This window comes from Pseudoalteromonas lipolytica, from assembly GCF_003515105.1.
Classification (GTDB): Bacteria; Pseudomonadota; Gammaproteobacteria; order Enterobacterales; family Alteromonadaceae; genus Pseudoalteromonas; species Pseudoalteromonas lipolytica.
Map to the genome: position 1 here is coordinate 1452583 of NZ_CP032090.1, position 22418 is coordinate 1475000.

17 protein-coding genes, 8 tRNA genes and 1 rRNA gene (1 of these 26 running past the window's edge) are annotated in these 22418 nt (G+C 41.5%); 21 read left to right on the forward strand and 5 right to left on the reverse strand.

The window, feature by feature from the left end; all coding sequences use genetic code 11:
* The first annotated feature begins 165 nt into the window (after window positions 1–165).
* The 6 genes from nudC (at window position 166) to D0907_RS06650 (ending at window position 5501) form a co-directional block, all read left to right on the forward strand.
* Window positions 166–1083: an NAD(+) diphosphatase gene (nudC, locus tag D0907_RS06625; protein WP_075594117.1), complete on the forward strand. Its 918-nt coding sequence runs from the start codon at window positions 166–168 to the stop codon at window positions 1081–1083.
* A gap of 17 nt (window positions 1084–1100) precedes the next feature.
* Window positions 1101–2279, forward strand: coding sequence for a cystathionine beta-lyase (locus D0907_RS06630; RefSeq protein ID WP_036969333.1), 1179 nt, complete (start codon window positions 1101–1103; stop codon window positions 2277–2279).
* Between the two features lie 112 nt (window positions 2280–2391).
* Window positions 2392–3210 carry an ABC transporter permease gene (locus tag D0907_RS06635; protein WP_036969330.1) on the forward strand — a complete coding sequence of 273 codons (819 nt, stop codon included), beginning with the start codon at window positions 2392–2394 and terminating at the stop codon, window positions 3208–3210.
* Window positions 3207–4115: an ABC transporter ATP-binding protein gene (locus D0907_RS06640; protein ID WP_118844194.1), complete on the forward strand. Its 909-nt coding sequence runs from the start codon at window positions 3207–3209 to the stop codon at window positions 4113–4115. The genes D0907_RS06635 and D0907_RS06640 overlap by 4 nt, the downstream gene beginning before the upstream one ends.
* 2 nt (window positions 4116–4117) lie before the next feature.
* Complete coding sequence (locus D0907_RS06645) at window positions 4118–4492, forward strand: PH domain-containing protein (protein WP_036969326.1); 375 nt, start codon at window positions 4118–4120, stop codon at window positions 4490–4492.
* Between the two features lie 220 nt (window positions 4493–4712).
* Window positions 4713–5501, forward strand: coding sequence for a putative porin (locus tag D0907_RS06650; protein ID WP_036969325.1), 789 nt, complete (start codon window positions 4713–4715; stop codon window positions 5499–5501).
* Window positions 5502–5558: 57 nt separating this feature from the next.
* Here the strand turns inward: D0907_RS06650 and D0907_RS06655 are convergent, their stop codons facing one another.
* On the reverse strand, window positions 5559–7403 hold the full coding sequence (locus D0907_RS06655) for a M2 family metallopeptidase (protein WP_118844195.1): 1845 nt from the start codon (window positions 7401–7403) through the stop codon (window positions 5559–5561).
* 208 nt (window positions 7404–7611) lie between these two features.
* Here D0907_RS06655 and D0907_RS06660 point away from each other — a divergent pair, with 208 nt between their 5' ends.
* Complete coding sequence (locus D0907_RS06660; RefSeq protein ID WP_036969322.1) at window positions 7612–9891, forward strand: acyl-CoA dehydrogenase; 2280 nt, start codon at window positions 7612–7614, stop codon at window positions 9889–9891.
* Window positions 9892–9940: 49 nt separating this feature from the next.
* Here D0907_RS06660 and D0907_RS06665 read toward each other — a convergent pair whose 3' ends face one another.
* From D0907_RS06665 to D0907_RS06675, 3 genes are all read right to left on the reverse strand, one after another.
* Window positions 9941–10381 carry a hypothetical protein gene (locus tag D0907_RS06665; protein ID WP_036969320.1) on the reverse strand — a complete coding sequence of 147 codons (441 nt, stop codon included), beginning with the start codon at window positions 10379–10381 and terminating at the stop codon, window positions 9941–9943.
* Between the two features lie 149 nt (window positions 10382–10530).
* Complete coding sequence (gene cysK / locus D0907_RS06670; RefSeq protein WP_036969317.1) at window positions 10531–11499, reverse strand: cysteine synthase A; 969 nt, start codon at window positions 11497–11499, stop codon at window positions 10531–10533.
* A 201-nt stretch (window positions 11500–11700) separates the two neighbouring features.
* Window positions 11701–14034, reverse strand: a complete 2334-nt coding sequence (locus D0907_RS06675; RefSeq protein WP_118844196.1) for a carbohydrate binding family 9 domain-containing protein — start codon at window positions 14032–14034, stop codon at window positions 11701–11703.
* Window positions 14035–14250: 216 nt separating this feature from the next.
* Here D0907_RS06675 and D0907_RS06680 point away from each other — a divergent pair, with 216 nt between their 5' ends.
* The 13 genes from D0907_RS06680 (at window position 14251) to D0907_RS06740 (ending at window position 20246) form a co-directional block, all read left to right on the forward strand.
* Window positions 14251–15402 (forward strand): dicarboxylate/amino acid:cation symporter, encoded by a 1152-nt coding sequence (locus D0907_RS06680; protein ID WP_036971603.1) that lies wholly within the window; start codon window positions 14251–14253, stop codon window positions 15400–15402.
* Window positions 15403–15510: 108 nt separating this feature from the next.
* Window positions 15511–16161, forward strand: a complete 651-nt coding sequence (uvrY, locus tag D0907_RS06685; RefSeq protein WP_036971600.1) for a UvrY/SirA/GacA family response regulator transcription factor — start codon at window positions 15511–15513, stop codon at window positions 16159–16161.
* A gap of 8 nt (window positions 16162–16169) precedes the next feature.
* Window positions 16170–17993, forward strand: coding sequence for an excinuclease ABC subunit UvrC (uvrC, locus tag D0907_RS06690; RefSeq protein WP_074989866.1), 1824 nt, complete (start codon window positions 16170–16172; stop codon window positions 17991–17993).
* A 41-nt stretch (window positions 17994–18034) separates the two neighbouring features.
* Window positions 18035–18580 (forward strand): CDP-diacylglycerol--glycerol-3-phosphate 3-phosphatidyltransferase, encoded by a 546-nt coding sequence (gene pgsA / locus D0907_RS06695; RefSeq protein ID WP_036969313.1) that lies wholly within the window; start codon window positions 18035–18037, stop codon window positions 18578–18580.
* Between the two features lie 140 nt (window positions 18581–18720).
* Window positions 18721–18796: transfer RNA gene (locus D0907_RS06700), tRNA-Gly, on the forward strand.
* Window positions 18797–18808: 12 nt separating this feature from the next.
* A tRNA-Cys gene (locus D0907_RS06705) sits at window positions 18809–18882 on the forward strand.
* Window positions 18883–18916: 34 nt separating this feature from the next.
* Window positions 18917–19003: transfer RNA gene (locus D0907_RS06710), tRNA-Leu, on the forward strand.
* Between the two features lie 63 nt (window positions 19004–19066).
* Window positions 19067–19142: transfer RNA gene (locus D0907_RS06715), tRNA-Gly, on the forward strand.
* A gap of 39 nt (window positions 19143–19181) precedes the next feature.
* Window positions 19182–19268 (forward strand) — tRNA-Leu (locus tag D0907_RS06720).
* Window positions 19269–19314: 46 nt separating this feature from the next.
* Window positions 19315–19390, forward strand: a tRNA-Gly gene (locus D0907_RS06725).
* Window positions 19391–19408: 18 nt separating this feature from the next.
* A tRNA-Cys gene (locus tag D0907_RS06730) sits at window positions 19409–19482 on the forward strand.
* Between the two features lie 34 nt (window positions 19483–19516).
* Window positions 19517–19603, forward strand: a tRNA-Leu gene (locus tag D0907_RS06735).
* Between the two features lie 181 nt (window positions 19604–19784).
* On the forward strand, window positions 19785–20246 hold the full coding sequence (locus D0907_RS06740; protein WP_036969311.1) for a hypothetical protein: 462 nt from the start codon (window positions 19785–19787) through the stop codon (window positions 20244–20246).
* 17 nt (window positions 20247–20263) lie between these two features.
* Here the strand turns inward: D0907_RS06740 and D0907_RS06745 are convergent, their stop codons facing one another.
* Complete coding sequence (locus tag D0907_RS06745; RefSeq protein WP_036969309.1) at window positions 20264–21682, reverse strand: alanine/glycine:cation symporter family protein; 1419 nt, start codon at window positions 21680–21682, stop codon at window positions 20264–20266.
* A gap of 611 nt (window positions 21683–22293) precedes the next feature.
* Here D0907_RS06745 and D0907_RS06750 point away from each other — a divergent pair.
* Window positions 22294–22418, forward strand: a 16S ribosomal RNA gene (locus D0907_RS06750) (it continues 1417 nt past the right edge of the window).

Here is a 22418-nt window from a genome sequence, read left to right on the forward strand (position 1 = left end):
TGTGAGAGAGCATAAAAAAGCCCATTTGGGCTTTTTTTATGCCCGTTATAAATTGGGTTTATCATCAGCTTATGGTAATTTCGTAGACGAACCTTTTTAGGATACTAAAACGTAGTTTCTTTAAATGGTTAGAGTAGAAGATGTAAATTATTTCAAAGGAACGTCATGCTGAATTACTCTCAAATGCCATTGGACCGTGCATCAAATCGTCGCAAAGATCCTAAGTGGCTAAAGGCACAAATAAATTCGCAAAGCCGCTGGTTATTGGTTAATAAAAATCAAAGTTTATTCGTAAAAGATACGCCGCAAGTATGTTATTTACGGTTATCGCAAGTGGATCATTTAGACTTATCAAAAGGCATTTTGCTTGGCCTTGATGAGCAGGACATTGCTCATTTTGCATTGGATGTAAGTGACGTTCCAGAATCGGTAATAGCTCCCGTACTTGATGGTGCTGAATTTGTTGATATTCGCAAGTTAGGCCCTCAAGTTGAACTTAAACAAGGCTCTATTGCAGCCCTTGCCAGAGGTTTGTGCTTCTGGCATGCAACGCATCGCTTTTGTGGTCGGTGTGGTCATGAAAATAACATGGTTGAAGCGGGTCATTCACGCTTATGTGAAAATCAAACCTGCCAACATCAAACATTCCCGCGCACTGATCCTGCCGTTATTATGATTGTAACAAAAACCTTTGCTGATGGCGTTGAGCGCTGTTTACTAGGCCGCCAAGCCAGTTGGCCCGAAGGGGTTTATTCAACGCTTGCTGGATTTGTTGATCCTGGCGAAACGTTAGAACAAGCCGTTGCACGCGAAGTAATGGAAGAAGCGGGGATTGAGGTGACAGACATTCAATACATTGCCTCTCAACCGTGGCCATTTCCTTCCTCTATAATGTTTGGTTTTATGGCAACCGCCGTGTCAGAAGATATCTTAGTTGATAAAGACGAATTAGACGATGCGAGATGGTTTAGTCGTGCTGAACTTAATGAATTTGGGCAATGGCATGAACAAGGCAATCACCTTAAGCTAACACGACAAGATTCTATTTCACGATTTTTGGTTGAGCACTGGCGCAACCTGTAAAGCAGATTGGAAAACAAATGAAAAAGATAAATAGAAATACCCAACTCGTCTCTGCAGGGCGTAAGAAAGCCTATACGCAAGGCGTTGTTAACCCGGTAGTGCAACGTGCGTCAACGGTGGTATTCGACTCAGTTGCAGAGTTAAAAGAAGCAGCAAAAAAACGGGGTGATAAAACACTTTTTTATGGCAGACGAGGAACAACAACACACTTTGCATTACAAGAAGCCATCGCTGAACTTGAAGGTGGCGAAGGCTGTGCGCTTTATCCATCAGGCGCTGCGGCTATTAGTAACGCTTTATTGTCGTTTGTAAAAACGGGTGATCATATTTTAATGGTCGACACGGCTTATGAGCCGACACGCGACTTTTGCGATAAAATACTGGCGGGCTTGGGCATAGAAACCACTTACTACCCGCCAGGCATTGGCGCGGGCATTAGTGCGCTTATAAAAGACAACACCCGCGTGCTATTTTTAGAATCGCCGGGCTCAATCACCATGGAAATTCAAGATGTGCCAGCGATGGTTGCTAAAGCAAACGAACGTGGTGTGATGACCATGCTCGATAATACGTGGGGGAACGGATTGCATTATCGCCCACTTGAGCACGGTGTTGATATCAGTATTCAAGCTGCAACAAAGTACATTGTTGGTCACTCCGATGTAATGATGGGTGTGGCGGTTTCAAATAAAAAATATTGGCCAACATTAAGAGAAAACTCATATTTATTGGGTCAATGTACCTCAGCAGATGATGCGTATTTAGCATTGCGCGGCCTTCGTACGATGGCTGTGAGATTAAAACAACATGAGCAAGCTGCAATTGACGTTGCAACATGGCTTGAAACCCACCCATTGGTTGATCATGTACGCCATCCTGCATTCGAAACATGCCCAGGGCATGAATTCTTTAAGCGTGACTTTGATGGCAGTAATGGCTTGTTTTCATTTGTAATGAAAGCAGGTAATCAGCAAGCCATTGATGCATTTCTAGATAGCTTACAGCATTTTAAAATGGGCTTTTCATGGGGAGGATATGAAAGCCTCGTCACGGCAAACTTAACCATGAAAGGACTGCGTTCTGAAACAGGTTGGACGCAAGGCCCTGTGATACGTTTACATATAGGCCTAGAAGATGTGGCTGATTTGCTAGCCGATTTAGATCAAGCACTCGCCATTTATGAGCAGCACCTCTAACTTAAAAATATACTTTGTTACATAAGAGCCGTTTATCGGCTCTTTTTTTCTGGTAATTCAAGCTGTTTCACCTTAGTGTAAATTAAATATTAAAATTCATTAAGGATTATGAGTGACGCAGTTACATCCTAAACGCCTTGCGCAAATTGCACAATTTGAGCTTGTAAGACTCTTTTTAACTAAAAGAGGGTTACTAGCCGTTGCCGCATTTGCCATTTGTTGGTTATTAATTTTACGCTACCCCATAGCGCAATCTGTTAGCTTAATAAGTTCGCCAGATTTTGCCGATTTTGCGAGGCAAATGTTTGGTGCTATCGGAATTAGTAAACTTCTCGATTGGCCAGAATCAGAGCTTGCGGTGTATTGGCTTATTGCTTTGTTTAGTTTTCCTGGTTTTTGTTTATTTTTATGCAGTGACCAAACCGTGGGAGATAAACAACGCGGCACACTGCGCTTTTTATCCTTGAGAGCGACGCGTAGCGAAATAATTATAGGTCGCTTTTTAGGGCAGTTATTAATACTCACCGTACTTTTATTTGTGACCTTAATGGCCACTGTTTCGATGTTAGCGTACCGAGAGCCGAGCTTATTTGTATCTGGGCTTAGCCGCAGTGTTGTTTTATTACTGCATTTAGTGATCACCGTTATGCCATTTATCGCGTTAATGAGTTTTTTAAATACGTTTGCACGTTCTGCGCGATTATCCTTTGTTTTGGCTATTTTATTTTTTGCAGCAGGGAACATTATTATTGGTCTTTTAAGCTGGCAATGGCCTATTTTTGAGGTGTTAAATTATCTGTTTCCAGGTTATCAAATTGACCTTATGGCAGGGCAAAGGGCTGGGCTGATGTTAGGTGTCGGTTTACCTTTGCTGCAGACAGCTGTTTTGTTAGTTGTGGCTGAGCGTATTTTTGCAAGGAGTTCATTATGACCGTATTAATTCGTGGCGAAGGTCTATCGAAAAATTATGGCAGTAAACGTGCGCTCGATAATGTCAGTTTCGAAATTAGTAAAGGGGCACCAGTGGCATTGGTTGGGCCAAATGGAGCCGGTAAAACAACGCTATTTAGTTTGCTCTGTGGTTACATTTTACCTAGCGCAGGAAGTTTATCGGTAATGGGACATAAACCGGGCAGTGCGGCCTTGTTTGGTAAGCTCACTGCATTACCACAAGATGCTCAACTGGACCCGCGCTTTAGCATTGCCCATCAACTTAATTTTTATGGTCAATTACAAGGCTTAAGCAATGCGGTACGCAACAAAGAAACCGCACGCGTACTTGAGCTGGTTGGTTTGGCTGAGGTAGCTAAACATCGCCCTGATGATTTATCGCATGGCATGCGCAAGCGCGTCACAATTGCGCAAGCATTAATAGGCACACCTGAAATCGTGATGCTAGATGAAGCAACCGCTGGCCTTGATCCGATTCATGCGCGTGAAGTGCGCGAGCTTGTCAGTACACTTAGCAATGAAGCGACTTTTATTTTGAGCTCGCATGATTTAACTGAACTCGAGCGTTTATGCTCTCAAGTGCTGCATTTAGACCAAGGTGTGTTAAGCGAGCATCAAGCTCGTTCAACAAGTCAGGACAACAAACATTATATCACTTTGCAACTGAGTCAATTATACGACGGGGTAGAGACCAAACTATCAAGTTTGCCAGAGGTCAACCATGTCTATATGAGTCAATCAAAAGAATATGTTATAGAGTTTGAAAAAGGCGCTGACCCATTTGATATCAATCTTCTTCATTTTTGTTATCAACAAGGTTGGCACTATCGCCAATTGGTTAATGGTCATACACTTGAAAATCAAATATTTAATAAGGAGAGCTAATCATGGGTCTATTAAGTGGGTTAATGGGGAATGCAAGCGAAGTCGATAACAGTGACTTAGAGCATTTAATTGCCAATACATTAATTGAAGGAGAAAGCGTACAAAAAGCCTACAAGGTTGTACGCGATATGTTTATCTTTACCAATAAAAGACTAATCCTTATTGATAAACAAGGTGTTACTGGTTCTAAAATGGAAATTTTGAGTATTGCTTATTCAAAAATCACCAAGTTTAGTAAGGAAAGTGCCGGTCATTTTGATTTAGATGCGGAGTTGAAAATTTGGGTTGGGTCAGATCCAACACCAATCACTAAAGACTTTAAAGCCGGAGATAACATTAATGAAGTTTATAAAATTATAAGCCAATTCTCTATATAAGGTACTGAACTGCTTGTTCTTTTCTAGAAAAAGGGGGCTTTGAACATCCGTTTAAGCCAACTTTTTCTTTACATTTACCGACACTTTATTACAATTAGTATAGTAAAAACAAATGCTTAGTTAAGTTGTTGTTCAGTTTTCTCACGTTAGCATGTGCCCACATTAGCCAACAGGCTAGTTTTTAATAGCAATAAAACAATGTTAATAGGGAAATCTGTTTATGAAAAAGTTAGCAGTTATTATTTCAAGTATGCTTCTGTCAACTGCCGCGACTGCTGCGGATAGTTATCAATCAATTAGCCATTTAGGGTACATGGACACCGATGGCAACGACACTGTGAGTGTTGATTCAACTTACTACTTTGCTCCAAAGACGACATTAGGTCCGTATGATCAATTTGAATACATCAACAAAACAACCAACGTGTATGGTTCGTATGCTGATGATGACTTTGGTGATGTGACGGGTCTTGGCGGTGAGTACTTTGTAAAAGATTTCGTATTTGGTGCGGGCTATAACAATTATGACTATGGTTCGAGCACAGATGTATTTAACGTATCTGCGGGTTATTTCTTTAATCCGAACCTACTGTTAAAAGCGACATTCATCGACGTTGAAGACGGTGAAAATTCGGTGATGTTTGATCTTAAGTACAATCACCAGCTAAACAGCACAGATTACGTGGGCTTCACATTAACAGCGGATGATGACTTTGATTATCGCGCGGTGAATGCGAAGTACTTCATGGACCTTAAACAAGGTAATTACTTAACGGTTGAAGGGACTATCTCTGATACTGATAATGCAGGTAGTTCATGGGAGTTAGGTTCTAACTACTATTTCTCAAAAGCAACATCGGCATTTGTTACATTTAACAAAGAAGATGATTACAGCTTTGGTGCTCAACATTATTTCAACAAAAATGTGGGCTTAAAAGTGGGTTATGCAAACAACTGGGATGACTCAGATTACGATGCATACTTCGCAAACGTTAGCCTGCAGTTCTAATCATTTATTTGATTATATGAAAAAGCCCGCATATGCGGGCTTTTTGCTTTAGGTTGTTTACCAACCGCACTCACGGTCTTTATTTTGTTCATCAAGGTATTTTTGTAATGGTGCAAAGTAATCTAAGATTGCAGTGGCATCCATTTGTTCTTTACCGGTAATGGTTGCAAGTGCTTCTTGCCATGGACGACTCGAGCCCATTTCAAGCATTGCATTTAGTTTCTCACCAGCCTCTTTAGAGTTATACACAGAACAGCGATGAATGGCTTCTTCGTTGCCCGCAATTTTACAAAGGCTTCTGTGGAAATCAAACTGTAAAATATGAGCTAAGAAATAACGTGTATAAGGCACATTACCTGGAACATGGTATTTTGCACCGGGATCAAAGTCTGATTCACTTCGAGCGATTGGCGCTTGCACACCTTGATATTTCTCACGTAACTCCCACCATGCTTTATTATAGTTTTCAGGTGTTACTTCGCCAGAGAATACCTTCCAGCGCCATTGGTCGACAAGCAGGCCGAATGGAATGAAGGCGACTTTCTCAAGAGCCATTTTCATTAATAGCCCAATATCTTTAGACTCATCAGGCACTTCATTTAACAGGCCTATTTCTTTCAAGTAACCCGGCGTTACCGAGAGGGCAATGGTGTCGCCAATTGCTTCATGGAAACCATCGTTCGCACTTTCTTGATAATAAACCGGTTGAGTGTTGTAGGCACGTTGATAAAAGTTATGCCCTAACTCGTGGTGAATAGTTGAGAACTCTTCGCCTGTGCGTTGAATACACATTTTAATTCGTAAATCGTCTTTACTATCGATGTTCCATGCAGAGGCATGACACAACACATCACGATCACGAGGCTTTATAAATAATGAACGTTCATAGAACGTGTCAGGAAGTGGTGCGAATCCCATTGATGTAAAGAATTTTTCTGCACCGCGAACCATTTTTAGTTCATCGTAATCGTGTTCAGCAAGCAATGCTGTCACATCGTAACCAGGATCTGCGTTTTCAGGCGCAACAACATCATAGATATTGCCCCACGTTTGTGCCCACATGTTGCCTAATAGATGTGCTGGGATTGGTTGGTCTTGGGGTACTTTATCTTCACCATATTGTTCACCCAGTTTTGCACGAACGTGACAATGAAGCGATTCGTAAAGTGGTTTAACTTGACCCCAAATACGATCGAGTTCTTTGGCAAAATCATCAGCAGGCATATCGTACTTGCTTCGCCACATTGCACCTGTATCTGCGTAACCTAGCTCTTTAGCGCCTTCATTGGTTAGCACAACCTGTTGTTCATACAACGGGCGCATAGGTTTTGATACTTGTCGCCAACCTTGCCATAAATCGAGTAGTTCGTTGTAGTCTCGGCTGGTGGCCATTTTAGCGGTCATTTCACCTAGGCTTAAACAACTTCCCTCTTCTTTACAATATTTCCCTTTACCATAAATACCGCCGAGTTCAGCCACAAGCTGTGATAACTTAGCAGTTTTTGCTGCATCTTGAGGTGCAGGCAATGTGAGAGCTAGCTTTAGTTTATCGAGTTTTCGGCGCGCATCGTAATCAAGCTCTATACTGTCAAACTTGGCTGCTTCGTTAGCGAGTCGCACAACCGATTCAGTCATTTTTCGATTAACTTCTGCTGATAACTCAGCACTGTCATGAGTAATGAAGTTTGCGTAAATCCATTCAGCACGGCTCGATTCTAAAAACAGTGCACTTAATTCTTTTTCTGTTTCTGCGATAAATTTATCTGCATCTTGTGCTGTTGCTTGGGGTGGTGTTTGCGTGGTCGTTGTTTTCGCAGTAGGCGCTTCGTCGTTACAGCCAGAAAGTGCCAACGCACTTGCGACCATTACAGCACTCACACTGAGCTTAAATGGAGTCTTCATAGTTTTTCCCTAAAGAATGTTATTGTTATCGAACTACTGGCTGAGCTCTGATGTGTCAGTAGTTTTAGTATGGTAGTGGCATAATAGCAGTGTCGAAAAAAAGAACAAGCGAAGAGCCGAATTGAGTCACCGTTACGATTTGACACGTTGTATTTATGGTACGATCAGTCATACTTGAGGCAGTTGATTAAAATAAAAGGATTGCACAATGACTACTGTAATTATTCTGTTACTGGTTGCTGTGATTGTGATTTTTGCTGTGAAAGATATTCGCATAAACCTGATCACGCGACCTACATTTAGTATGTTTAAAAGGGTATTACCGCCTTTATCTCAAACAGAACGCGAAGCAATGGAAGCGGGTGATGTTTGGTGGGATGGTGAGTTATTTAGTGGTAACCCTGATTGGCAAAAGCTACATCGCTTTCCTAAGCCTGAGTTGAGCGAAAAAGAACGTACATTTTTAGCTGAGCAAGTAGAAACCTTGCTGGCAATGCTCGACGATTATCAAATTGTTCAAAAAGATAAAGACCTGCCTAAAGAAGTATGGGATTACCTGAAAAAAGAAGGTTTCTTTGCACTGATCATTCCAGAGAAGTTTGGTGGTCGTGAATTTTCGGCAATTGCTAACTCGACCATTGTGTCTAAAATTGCCACTAAGAGTCTAACAGCCGCTGTGACGGTTATGGTTCCTAATAGCTTAGGACCGGGAGAATTACTGCTTCATTACGGTACAAAAGAGCAGCAAGAGCGTTGGCTACCAAGCCTTGCAAAAGGTGATGATGTGCCATGCTTTGCATTAACAGGACCTGAGGCCGGCTCAGATGCAGGGAGTATTCCTGATACGGGTGTCGTGTGTAAAGGTGAGTTTAATGGCGAAGAAGTCATTGGTTTAAAACTTAACTGGTCGAAACGATACATTACGCTTGCACCGATTGCGACCGTGTTGGGGCTCGCGTTTAAAATGTATGACCCCGATGGTTTACTAGGTGATAAAAAAGAGCTGGGCATTACGTGTGCGTTAATTCCAACCGACCACGAAGGCGTGCAAACAGGTGAGCGCCACTATCCATTGAATATGGCGTTTATGAATGGCACCACGTACGGTAAAGATGTATTTATTCCGCTTGATTGGATTATTGGTGGAAAGCAGGGTGCAGGACGAGGTTGGCGTATGTTGGTTGAATGCTTAAGCGCAGGCCGCGGTATTTCGTTACCCGCCTTAAGCACAGCAACCGGGCATTTAGCTTCACGGATGACATCTGCCTATGCCACTGTTCGTCAACAGTTTGGTGTCTCTATTGGTCAATTTGAAGGAGTGCAAGAGGCTTTGGCACGCATCGGCGGGTTAACTTACACGCTTGAGTCTGCTCGACTCATGACCGCAGGAGCCATTGATTTAAAATTGAGCCCTTCGGTAGTCACTGCAATTGCCAAATACCATATGACAGAAATGGGTCGTACAGTTATGAACGACGCAATGGATATTCATTCAGGCAAGGGAATTCAAGTCGGGCCTAATAACTATCTAGCTCATGGTTATATGGGGATCCCAGTGTCTATTACGGTAGAAGGCGCGAATATTCTTACCCGTAATTTAATGATTTTTGGTCAGGGCGCAACCCGCTGTCATCCATTTGTACTTAAAGAAATGGAAGCTGCTGCAATGGAAGATCACGACTTAGCGTTAAAAGAGTTCGACGCGCTACTACTACAGCATATTTTGTTTGCTGGCAGTAATGCGGGGATGGCTTTTGTACACGGTTTAACGCGTAGTTATTTTGCCAAAGCGCCTGTGAGTGGTGCCACTTCTGTGTATTATAAGCAATTAGGGCGCATGAGCCGAGGCTTAGCGTTTTGCACCGATGTAGCGATGTTAGTTTTAGGCGGCGAGTTAAAGCGCAAAGAAATGATTTCAGCACGCTTAGGCGATGTTCTAAGCCACCTGTATTTAGCTTCTTGTGTACTTAAACGTTACGAAGATGAAGGGCGTCAACAGGCCGATTTACCGTTTGTTCAATACGCAGTAGAACATTCACTGTTTAGTATTGGCCAAGCATTTGATGGCTTTTTCAAAAACTTCTCAAACCCTGTAGTGAACTTTTTACTTAAACGTATTGTGTTTCCATTAGGTAACCATTATCACCGCCCAAGTGATGAGCTGGCGCAAACTATGTGTGAGCACATGAGTAAACCTGGGGTGTTCAGAGATAGGTTAACTCACTTGTGCTATGTAGATGAGAATGCGGGGACGGGTGTGATGGAAAATGCCTTTATGGCGATGATTGATACTCATGAAGACTTCAAGCAGCTGCGCAAGTGGCAAAAAGAGGGCACCATTGGCCGTAATTTAGAGCTTGAAGATGCGATAGCGGCAGCGGCAGAAAAAAACTTGATTAACGACACGGTTGTTGAGCGAATGAATGAAGCAAATGCGCTGCGAAAACGAGCCATTGCTGTTGATAACTTTGCCCCCGGTGAGCTGTAGCTCATAGCATAAAAAAGCCTTGCAAGAGCAAGGCTTTTTTAAACGTTATTTATCGTGCAAATGGGTCTGGATTAATTTTTTCGATATACCAATTGCTCTTTTTACGTATCATTTGAACACTGCGCATATCATCTATTTTCTTACCATTAAAGTAGCCGGTAAATATTAGGTTTATATTCGCTTTATCACCGTACTGTTCGCGTAGACTCATATTTGTCATATCGACTTCAATCACGACTTCATCGTATTGCATATTAATAAGGTTACGCGCAAATTGGCTTGCTGTGCCGTAAGATTTCATAATGCGCGCCATTTTAGGGGTGGCATATTGCATTGCAAGATCGAAATCTTTTTGATTATAAAGGGCATCGAAATATAAGGTTGCCGTGTTTCCTGGTGTGTTCTTTTCACCTTTTGGAGAATCTTCAGAGCCGCAACCGAACAGCAGCACGCCACTTAATAGAGCACAAATAAAGAGTATTTTTTTCATTGTTATTGTTTGGCAGTTCAAGATAACTTTAAGTGTGTGACGAAATGGCAGTGATGTAAAGTTAACTCAGTAAATTTATTGGATAATATTGAATTTTATGTAATAAAAAAGGATGCACATGCATCCTTTTTTTGATTTTGAGTGTGTGATTACTGTACTAATTCTTTGTCGCTAAATTCTTCTGCAAACAATGGGCTAGATAAGTAACGCTCTGTTGCACTTGGTAAAATAACGACAACATTTTTGCCTGCATTTTCTGGTTTTTCAGCTAAACGTTTAGCTGCAACAACCGCTGCACCTGAAGAAATCCCGACTAAAATCCCTTCGTTTTTCATCAATTCATGTGCCATTGCAATCGCATCTTCATTTGATACTTGTTCCGCTGAATCGACAACTTCTAAATCTAAGTTGCCCGGGATGAAGCCGGCTCCGATACCTTGAATTTTATGAGGGCCTGGTTTGATTTCTTCACCAGCAAGCGTTTGGCTGATAACAGGTGAGTTTGTTGGCTCAACAGCAACAGATTGCACATTTAGGCCTTTTTCAAGCTTAAGGTAACGACTCACGCCAGTGATTGTACCGCCCGTGCCTACACCAGCTACGAAGATATCGATTTTTCCATCCATTGCATCATAGATCTCAGGGCCCGTGGTTTCAAAGTGGATTTTAGGGTTGGCTGGATTTTCAAATTGTTGTAAAAGAATGTACTTTTCAGGCTCGCTCGCTTGAATTTCTTTCGCTTTTTCAATTGCGCCATTCATCCCCTTAGCACCATCGGTTAACACAAGGTTTGCACCCAATGCTTTTAATAGCTTACGACGTTCTAAGCTCATTGTATTTGGCATAGTCAGAGTTAATTTGTAACCACGAGAAGCGGCTACGAATGCTAATGCAATACCCGTATTACCAGATGTAGGTTCAATTAACTCTTTGTCTTTTGTTAAAACGCCAGACTTTTCAGCTTCCCAGATCATTGAAGCGCCGATACGGCATTTAACACTGAAGCTCGGGTTACGTGATTCTACTTTAGCAAACACATTACCTGTGGTAACGCGGTTAAGCTTTACAATTGGTGTGTTACCAATCGTTAATGAATTATCTTCAAAAATGTTAGACATAATGTTCCCTTGGAAGCAATTTATTCAATCGGGATCAAATAGCTTAGGCTATCGATCTGTAATAGTCACACTTTACTTCGCCTAATAAAAAACGAAAGTAAAGTTTGGCTATAACATATAGCGAATAGGCTTATAGCATTTAGGAATAAGCTTTAAAACTAAAGGAAAAAAGGGCACTTCGTTTGAGTGCCCTCAATGAGTCTACAATAACCAAGCGTAACTGAACTTAGCAAATAAGGTTCGTTGTTCTTGGGTGATTGATGACAGTTCATCATCTTGGTAGCCATTATCAGAATAGCCAGCAAAAAAGACTGTTTGTGGGTTCAATTTGTATGAATACAGTAATTGTGTGGCGAGCTTTTTGTATTGGCTGTCTACGTCGTCTTGATAGTTAGCTTGATTGCGCTCTAGGTCTGTGTAAATTACAGCGAGACGTAAAAAGCTATTGACGTTAAATTGGTAAGTCAAACGTACATCGCTTAAATTAGCAGTGAAAACATCGCTACCATCAGCTTCTAGTTGTTCGTATGTATGACGTAATCGTACTTCAAAGTGCTTACCTAAGTTCATATTTAGAACAGGACGAATATGCAGCTTTTCACCAACACGGTTATTCGCTAAATCGACTGCATTTCCGGTATACATATATAGAGAGGCAAATAAACCTGCCTGTGGCTTAAAGTCACTGTAAAAGCCAATGCCGTTTTCGCTAAATAGATCTGTGTTGTCATCTATGTCTAGTCGTGACTTGTCATGACGAAGCCCTCTGCGGTTTCGATGTTCAACTGATAACTCAAAGAAGCTTTGTAATGGGCCACTGACTGAAAAACTTGACTGCGCTTCCTTCTCAAGTAGTTCGTTATTCTCGTTATGTGTAATATCCCAATCGGCATAAAGGTTAGCTCGATTCCACCAATTACCTTTATCGCCATACCAGCGGTATTCACCACCGGTGGTGAATTTTTTAAAATCAACTTGTGAGATAAAACCTAAATCAGCGCGTAAGTCGGCATCGCGGTAATTATAGTCTGCAAACGCACGCCAATATTTTTCGTCGTGTTGGTATTTTACAAAGTAACCGTTCCCTGATTGCTCCTGTTGGTTGAGTACCCGCAAAACACCTTCGTTATAATCACAGTCGTGATTGATTTCACATGTCACTTGTTCTGGCTGTGTGCAGTTATTGCCATCGCAAAGCTCATCGATAAATGTTTGACTGTACTGAGTTTCCGACTTCAGGACTTGTACGAGAAACGTGTCGTTCACCGTTGGTTTATATTTGCTGTCGATGCTGTATACCGTGTTTTTGTAGTCATCACTCTGACGGTGTGTGGCTGTTGAGCCTAATGACAAACCTGATTCAAAATCGTATCGATAGCGCAAAGCACCGTTCTCACTTTTACTGTCAAGAGAGACAAGCGACGAGCCCAAGTTGCCAGGGATCAGCACATTGGTTTGATTGTCGTTGGCTATAAAGCCTGCGAAAGTATGACCATTTTTGCTACCCGTTATTTTTGTGCCGTAATCAGGTTGAGCAATATTACGGGTGTGGATTAAATTGAGTGTTGAAGCAAAGTAGTCTGCATTATCAAGAAAAAATGCCCGCTTTTCAGGAAAGAACAAGCTAAAGTTGTTGTTAACACTTAACTGCGCTACATCGGCCTCAACTTGTGAAAAGTCAGGATTAATAGTGGCATTTAATGTGATATCGGGTGTTATACCCCATTTCAAATCTAAGCTTGCTTCGGTGGTGTTTTCACTTTCCCATTCATCAATATGAGCATTCTCTATCTCTCGGGTTTCATTTTTGCCTAATACAATAGAGGGGATCACGGCCACGTTATTCCCTTGTTTGGCTTCTTCAAAACCTTGATAGCTTGGCATTTGGCAAATCCAGCAGTTATTGCCGTGGTCAATTTTCATATTAGAAATACGCAAACGTTCGCTGCGTGGTAAGAATCTGACAAACTCCATAGCCATGGTTTTGGTTTTAATGCTGTCATCGAAGTTAAGTACGCGAAGTGGAATAGCCACTTCAACGGTATAACCACGGTCATGAATAACGCCTTCGCTATCCCAAATACCATCCCATGAAGAGCTTTCATGTTTTGTAAGCTCGTTTTCAATGGAGTCTTGTTGCACACCTAATGGATTAATAAAAAATTGATAAGCAAGCTGCGAATTATTATATGAATCTATTTTTAGGCCGACTAGGTCATCATTCCATGCAGCATCACGGTCACGGTAAAAAGCGCGAATAAGTTCAGGGTTCGGATCGTTTGCTTCAAAACCTATGTATAAGGTTTCGCCATCTTCATAGACATAGGCAAAGGTAGTAACTGGGCTCTTAGCATTCTCGTAAGGCCAAGTGACATTATCGATTACTATTTTTCTGGCTTGCTGCCAACTAGGTTCATCCAGTTGACCATCAACTGTTGCAGATTCAGCAATAAATGGAAGTTGAATGGGTAGGCTAGTCGCCAAGCTTGTAAAAGGCGTACACAAAAGGGCCACACTTAAAATTGATTTATACATAAGTACTATTTTTGGTATTCAAAACTGCGCGCATGTTATTAATTTACGAGTTTGTTAACAAATGCAACGCGATAGGGTGCATATATTTACGTTCAAATTAGATTCAGGATAATCGTGGTGGTAAATTAGGCAATCAAACACAAATTTGGCTGTTTTATAACAAAAGTAAATCAAAACGTGGTAAAAGGTTACCACCAAAAAAAAGAAGTGATCGTTATGAAGTTAATTCTTAAATTAATTGCCGGTATTGTTGCCGGTATTTTAGTGGGCTTGTATGTGCCACTAACGGGTGTTGAACTCCTTTATACAGCAAAAGAAATTATTGGTCAGTTGATCACCTTTACGATTCCGCTGATTATTTTATTTTTTATTGCATCAGGTATTGCTGGTTTGCCAAAAGGCTCGGGCCACTTACTTGGCAAAACAGTTGGCTTTGCCTATGGCTCTACCATCATTGCTGGCACATTGGCATTTTTACTCGTGAGTGCCATGATCCCATTATTTGATGGTGGCTTAACATTTGAAGCTGAAGTTGCCACAGAAGTGGGTAGCTTTATTGATCTAGAAATTCCGCCGTTAATGGGTGTGATGACCGCGCTTGCAACCGCATTTGTGTTTGGTATTGGTATGAGCCAGTTGCAGCTGGATACTTTAAAGAAAGTGTCAGATCAAGGTCGCGATGTTATTGATGGCTTGTTGGCGAAAGTAATTATTCCAGCATTACCATTTTATATTGCTGGTGTGTTTGCTGAAATGACAGTGGCTGGTACCGTTGTTGATACCCTTCAAACCTTCGGTATTGTGTTACTTGCCGCACTTATAATGCATTGGTTATGGCTAACCGTTTTATATGTAACAACTGGTTTATTATTAAAGCGTAACCCATTAGAGCTTGTAAAAAATATGCTGCCAGCTTATTTTACTGCTTTAGGTACAATGTCGAGCGCGGCGACGATTCCAGTTTCGTTACGCTCTAGTAAAGCCAACAATGTAAAAGAAGATGTTGCAAACTTTACTGTGCCTCTATGTGCAACCATTCATTTATCAGGTTCGACGATTACAATCGTTACCTGTGCGATGGCTGTCATGTTTTTATCACCTAATATGGATGTGCCGTCATTGTTTGGTATGTTGCCATTTATTATGATGTTAGGCGTTGTAATGATTGCAGCACCGGGTGCACCAGGTGGTGCAGTGATGTCTGCGTTAGGCTTGTTAACAAGTATGCTTGGTTTTAATGAAGGTGCAGTGGCATTAATGATTGCCCTTTATTTAGCGCAAGACAGTTTTGGTACTGCCTGTAATGTAACAGGCGATGGTATCATTGCGTTGTGGGTTGATCGCTTTAGCGAGAAAGCCGCAGCGTAAAATTAACGAGTGAAACGATATTTTGATTTATCGTTTCACTTCTTCTGTGCTAATGTGGCACATTAAATAGTGCAAAAGCATATATTTGGGTTATTTGAGGGTGTTCCATTGATTAATGTACTTTTAGTTGATGACCATGAGCTTGTACGGACAGGGATCAGACGTATACTTGATGATGTTCGTGGTTTTAAAGTGGTGGGTGAAGCTAAAACAGGTGAAGAAGCGGTGCAATTTTGCCGTCAAAACTCACCTGATATCGTGTTAATGGACATGAATATGCCAGGTATTGGCGGCTTAGAAGCGACGAAGAAAATTTGTCGTTACTGCCCTGATGTGAAAATTATTGTGCTTACTGTACATTGTGAAGATCCATTCCCAAGTAAAGTAATGCAAATTGGTGCCCATGGTTATCTAACCAAAGGGGCTGGGTCTGATGAAATGGTTAATGCCATTCGTGCTGTTAATGCGGGTCAGCGTTATATTGCGCCTGAAATTGCCCAGCAGATTGCTCTTGCGCAAGTTAGCGGTCGTACTGATGAAAACCCTTTCCAAAGTTTATCTGAGCGTGAACTGCAAATTATGCTTATGATCACCAAAGGTGAAAAAGCACAAGATATCGCAGAGCGTTTAAACCTCAGCTCTAAAACAGTCAATAGCTATCGCTATCGTATGTTTGAAAAGCTAAATGTGGGTGGCGATGTTGAGTTAACCCATTTGGCGATACGTCATAAAATGATCGACATTGATAGCTCGCATTAATTTGCTCAATGTCTGATTTCGATTCCGCCCGTTTTCTTAAAACACTATCAAGCGAACCCGGTGTATACCGAATGCTTGATAGTGAAGGGCAAGTTATTTATGTCGGTAAGGCAAAGAACCTCAAAAAGCGTGTTACAAGTTATTTTCGCAGCAATGTAACAGACAGTAAAACGCGTGTATTAGTTAGCAATATCTGTGGCATTGAAGTTACCCTGACGAATACAGAAACTGAGGCTCTTCTTCTCGAAAACAACCTTATAAAAAAATATCAGCCTCGCTATAATATTTTACTGCGAGATGACAAATCGTATCCGTATATTTTACTGACAAATCATAAACATCCCCGTTTGGCGTTTCATCGTGGTAGTCGCAAAATTAAAGGTGAGTACTTCGGTCCTTTTCCAAGTGCGGGTGCGGTATCAGAAAGCTTACGGCTAATGCAAAAAATCTTTCCTGTTCGTCAATGTGAAGATGCCTATTATCGTGCACGAAGTCGCCCATGCCTTCAGTATCAGTTAAAACGCTGTTCTGCACCTTGTGTCAACAAAGTATCTGATGAAGAGTACAGTCAAGAAGTCGACTTTGTTCGTAAGTTTCTACTTGGCAAGTCACATGAAGTTATTGCCGATTTAATTACAAAAATGGAACAGGCCAGTAAAGCACTAAAGTTTGAACTGGCTGCTAAAGTACGTGACCAAATTTTGTTGCTTAGAAAAATGCAAGAGCAACAATCTATTTCAGGTAATCATGCTGAAATGGATGTGGTGGGCTTTGCACATTTAAACGGTTTAAATGCCGTACATTTATTAATGATCCGCGATCATAAAGTATTAGGCAGTAAGACTTATTTTCCTAAAGTCCCTAAGGATTCAGGGCAAGAAGAAATTCTCACCTCCTTCTTAGGGCAATACTATTTAGCACCGGGTGCAACAGGGCGAATTGCAAAAGAAATCATTTTGCCGTTTGCTATTGAAGAAAGTGAGCCATTGAGTAATGCGCTTACCACAATTTCAGAGCGTAAAGTCACCTTGAAAGTAGCGAATCGAGGTGAGAGAGCGCAATACTTAAAGCTTGCAAATAAGAATGCGCTTAACAGCATAAGTGTAAAACAAAGCACGCAAGACTCAATTAACAAGCGTTATGCGCAATTAAAAGAAACACTTCGGCTTGACGACATTAATCGCATGGAGTGTTTTGATATCAGCCATACAATGGGTGAAAACACAGTAGCAAGTTGTGTCGTGTTTGACTCACAAGGGCCAAATAATAAAGAGTATCGTCGCTTTAATGTGACGGGTATTACTGGCGGTGATGACTATGCCGCCATGGAGTTTGCGTTAAACAAGCGTTATAACAAAGTTGTTGATGAAGACAAGATCCCAGATGTTATCTTTATTGATGGTGGTAAGGGGCAATTATCGCGTGCTGAGCAATATTTTGAAAATTGGCCCCATAGCAAAATGCCACTGTTAGTTGGCGTAGCAAAAGGCACGAGCCGTAAGCCCGGTTTAGAAACCTTATTGATTGACGGCGGTAGGAAGACTATTCCGCTTGATTCAGATGCGCCGGCACTTCATTTGATCCAACATATTCGCGATGAATCACACCGTTTCGCAATTGCAGGACATCGTAATAAGCGTCAGAAACAACGGACTCAATCATTACTTGAAGAAATAAATGGTGTGGGGCAAAAGCGCCGACAATCATTATTAAAATATTTAGGGGGCATGCAAGGGGTAAAAGCTGCTAATATAGAACAACTAAAACAAGTTCCTGGGATCAGCCCTGAAATGGCTGAAAAGATATTTAATCATTTGCATGACAAGGCGTAGCCTTCATGCGAATATAGAAAAAAAGACATCTCCAAGTAGTTATGTGGAATATTCCAAACACACTCACAACCTTTAGACTTTTTCTTATCCCCATTTTTTTGGTGATATTTTATTTACCTTATTCATGGGCGTTTTTCGCGGCCGCGTTTGTTTTTTGGCTTGCATCAATTACTGATATTCTTGATGGCTATTTAGCACGCCGTTTAAATCAGTCTACACCTTTTGGTGCATTCTTAGACCCTGTTGCCGATAAAGTAATGGTCTGTGCTGCATTAGTGGCATTATCTAGTCATTATCAGAATTTATATATGACGATTCCCGCACTTGTTATCATTAGCCGTGAAATAGTTATTTCTGCCTTACGCGAATGGATGGCAGAGCAGGGCAAACGAGATAACGTTGCTGTATCTAATATGGGCAAGTTCAAAACAGCTGCACAAATGTTGGCGATAATCGGACTTATTTGGCAGTTTGATACCTGGATGATTTATTTAAGTTATGGACTTTTATATATTGCCACGTTCTTAACATTGAGTTCGATGCTGCAATATTTGTTTGCTGCTTGGTCAGAATTGACCAAAAATTGATCCTAAACGTATAATTACACACCATTTTAGATAAAAAATAAGCAAACAGTTTAAAACTCGCATTTTTTATATTGACGCGTTTAATAATCTCTGTAGAATGCGTCCGTGTTGAGAGGGCATAGCCCACAAGATAAAGAAAAGCGGCACTAGCTCAGTTGGTAGAGCGCAACCTTGCCAAGGTTGAGGTCACGAGTTCGAGCCTCGTGTGCCGCTCCAATTATCTAATTTGGCGGAATGGCAGAGTGGCCATGCAGCGGATTGCAAATCCGTCCACCTCGGTTCGACTCCGGGTTCCGCCTCCATTCAACACTCCACACGCTCTTTGAGCAACCCGATGCCCGGGTGGTGGAATTGGTAGACACAAGGGATTTAAAATCCCTCGTTCGTAAGGACGTGCCGGTTCAAGTCCGGCCCCGGGCACCATTTGTGGTTAACTACAATACCAAATGTAGTTTTAAAATAGTTTAACTTTAGAGTTAATATGATGCGGCACTAGCTCAGTTGGTAGAGCGCAACCTTGCCAAGGTTGAGGTCACGAGTTCGAGCCTCGTGTGCCGCTCCATATTAGCTTTATCCACTTGCTTTAAATAGCAAACCCGATGCCCGGGTGGTGGAATTGGTAGACACAAGGGATTTAAAATCCCTCGTTCGTAAGGACGTGCCGGTTCAAGTCCGGCCCCGGGCACCATTTAAACTTTATTTAGTTTAAACTGTATGGATAAAACACTAAATTTGCGGCACTAGCTCAGTTGGTAGAGCGCAACCTTGCCAAGGTTGAGGTCACGAGTTCGAGCCTCGTGTGCCGCTCCAATTATTTGGAAGCGATAAGGCGGAATGGCAGAGTGGCCATGCAGCGGATTGCAAATCCGTCTACCTCGGTTCGACTCCGGGTTCCGCCTCCATTTAATACTCCACATGCTCTTAGAGCGACCCGATGCCCGGGTGGTGGAATTGGTAGACACAAGGGATTTAAAATCCCTCGTTCGTAAGGACGTGCCGGTTCAAGTCCGGCCCCGGGCACCATTTATACTTCAAAGTTTATATCTACTCTATTTCATATTTATTTCTATTTCCTTATTTACTCTAATTAGTTTTGTTATTTCCAAAATAGCTTTATAGTTTGTTTATGGCTACTTGATTAATGTATGCGTTAAATTTCCTTACATTATCAGTGGTATTATTCATAAAGTATCAAGGACAGATAATGGAACAATTTAAACGTGGTTTAAATCAGTTTTGGGTAGGCGCAGTGTTTGGTGTGTGTTTCGCCATTGCGCTTGTTCTTATTCCGGTTGCGATTATCATGTCTAACATCAATGACGTACTGAAGATTCATGAAGTCAGTGTGTTAGTCAAAAAAGTCTCAACGGCATTTGATAAAACAGAACAAGCTCTCGAGAAAGCGAAAACAGCACTTGTTGATTTTGACAATGAAGTGGTGATGGAAGTGCTCACGGCAGTGCAATCTTACCAACAACAAACTCAGCCGCTATTTTCGGCAGAACAAAAGCAAGCCCTTAAAACAAAAGTCAAAGCTCAGTTAACAGAAAAGCTAAAAGTAACGTTAACCGAACAGCAAGTTACATTCTTACTCACGGTTTTTGAAAAGCTTGCAGAATCAAAAAAGGGAGCTGAACAGCTCCCTGAAAATACGACACTAAATTAAGCAAAGACCTATCAAGCTTACTTACGCCAAGCACCTTTTGGTATTGTTTGATTTAATTTTTCGTTTTGTGACGGATCAAACGTGGGTAGCTTGCCCGCTTTACGTTGGGTGTTGTAATCTTTAGCAAGCCAAATTACGACACCTGACAACATAAATAACGCAATAACGTTGACGATAGCCATAAGGCCCATGGATATATCAGCGAGAGTCCAGACAATAGGTAACTCACCAAGTGCGCCAAACATTACCATACCCAGCACTAATAATCTGAAGATCACCATACCTGCAGCGTGGTTATGTTCTAGAAATAATAGATTTGTTTCAGCGTATGAGTAATTGGCAACTATCGATGTGAATGCAAAGAATAAAATCGCAATTGCAACAAAGGTTGCGCCCCAACTTCCAACATGCTCCTCAAGTGCTGCTTGTGTCAGTGCAATACCCGTAACCCCTGATTCTGGGATTAATTGTTGAGATAATAAAATAAGAGCCGCTGTGGCTGTACATATAATAATGGTATCAACAAAGACGCCAAGCATTTGTACATAACCTTGTGAAGCTGGGTGTGGCGGATTAGGTGTTGCTGTTGCAGCAGCATTCGCGGCGCTACCCATACCTGCTTCATTTGAGAACAAACCACGTTTTATACCTTGGATCATTGCTTGCATCACGCCATAACCAATAGCACCTGCACCTGCTTGTTCAAGTCCAAATGCACTATTAATTACATGCATAAACACATTAGGTAATAATTCATAGTTGATTGCACAGACATAAAGTGCGACGAGTAAGTAGGCAAGCGCCATAAAGGGAACAACCATCTCTGCGAATCGAGAAATTGTCTTTAAACCACCAAAAATAATAATGCCTGAACCAAGCACAAGCGTAATACCGACAATATACTTTGGAATACCAAACGCGACATCAAACGCTGCAGCGATAGAGTTAGATTGTACAGCATTAAATACAAGGCCGAAGGCAAGGATCAAACACAGCGAAAAGATCACGCCCATCCAACGTTTACCTAAACCGTATTCCATATAATAAGCAGGACCACCTCGAAAGTTACCGTCTTCATCGACCGTTTTATAAGCTTGCGCAAGTGTACTTTCAGCAAAACTGGTTGCCATACCAATTAAAGCAATCAACCACATCCAAAAAATAGCACCTGCGCCCCCTAAATAAAGTGCAACTGCTACACCCGCCATATTACCTGTACCAACGCGAGCGGCTAAAGAAGTACAAAAAGCTTGAAAAGAGGAGATGCCTTCTCCTGAACCTTGGCGGCTATGAAACATAACCTTGATCATATGGGGGAATTGGGTGAATTGAATGAAACCGAGTCGAAGAGTAAAAAATAGCCCCGCAGCTATTAATAGGTAAACCAGAATGTGACCCCAAAGTAGGCCACTTATACTATTTATAATATCTGTCATTTTACATGCCTTGTGAGCGAGTGGAAAATCTGCGGCGCAACTTACCACAACAAAGAGGGATAGTTTAGTAATTCTGTTAAAAAACCAGAGTTATCCACAGGGTTTTGTGGGTAAGATGTTGGTACTTAGTGGGTATCTAACGTATTTAAAAATAATTAAAAAATAGTAAGAAAAGTGCTTGCGTAAAAAATCCATCTCCCTATAATGCGACCTCACTGACACGGCGGGCAGCAACGAAAGACGCTGAACAACGTAGCAGAGAGTTAAGTAAAACTTCGGTTTTAAGTCTTCGAAAGAAAGTTTAAAATTAAGTGTTGACTCGAAAAATTAAGGATGTATTATACGCATCCCTCGAGACGCGAAAGCAACTCGAAACGTTCATTAACAATATAAAGCAATCATCTGTGTGGGCACTCGTACAGATTGAGTTCTAACAGTCGAGCTACTTAGGTAGTAAGACAAACAAATTTAGAGTCTCAATTTAAACTGAGTGACCAACAGAAATAAGTTTACTTATTTCAGCACAGTCAATTCAACATCGAAAGATGTTAAATAAATTCAGAATTCATTGAGCATGTCCGCTCCCTTATGGGAAGGACAGAAAAAACTTTTAATTGAAGAGTTTGATCATGGCTCAGATTGAACGCTGGCGGCAGGCCTAACACATGCAAGTCGAGCGGTAACAGAGAGTAGCTTGCTACTCTGCTGACGAGCGGCGGACGGGTGAGTAATGCTT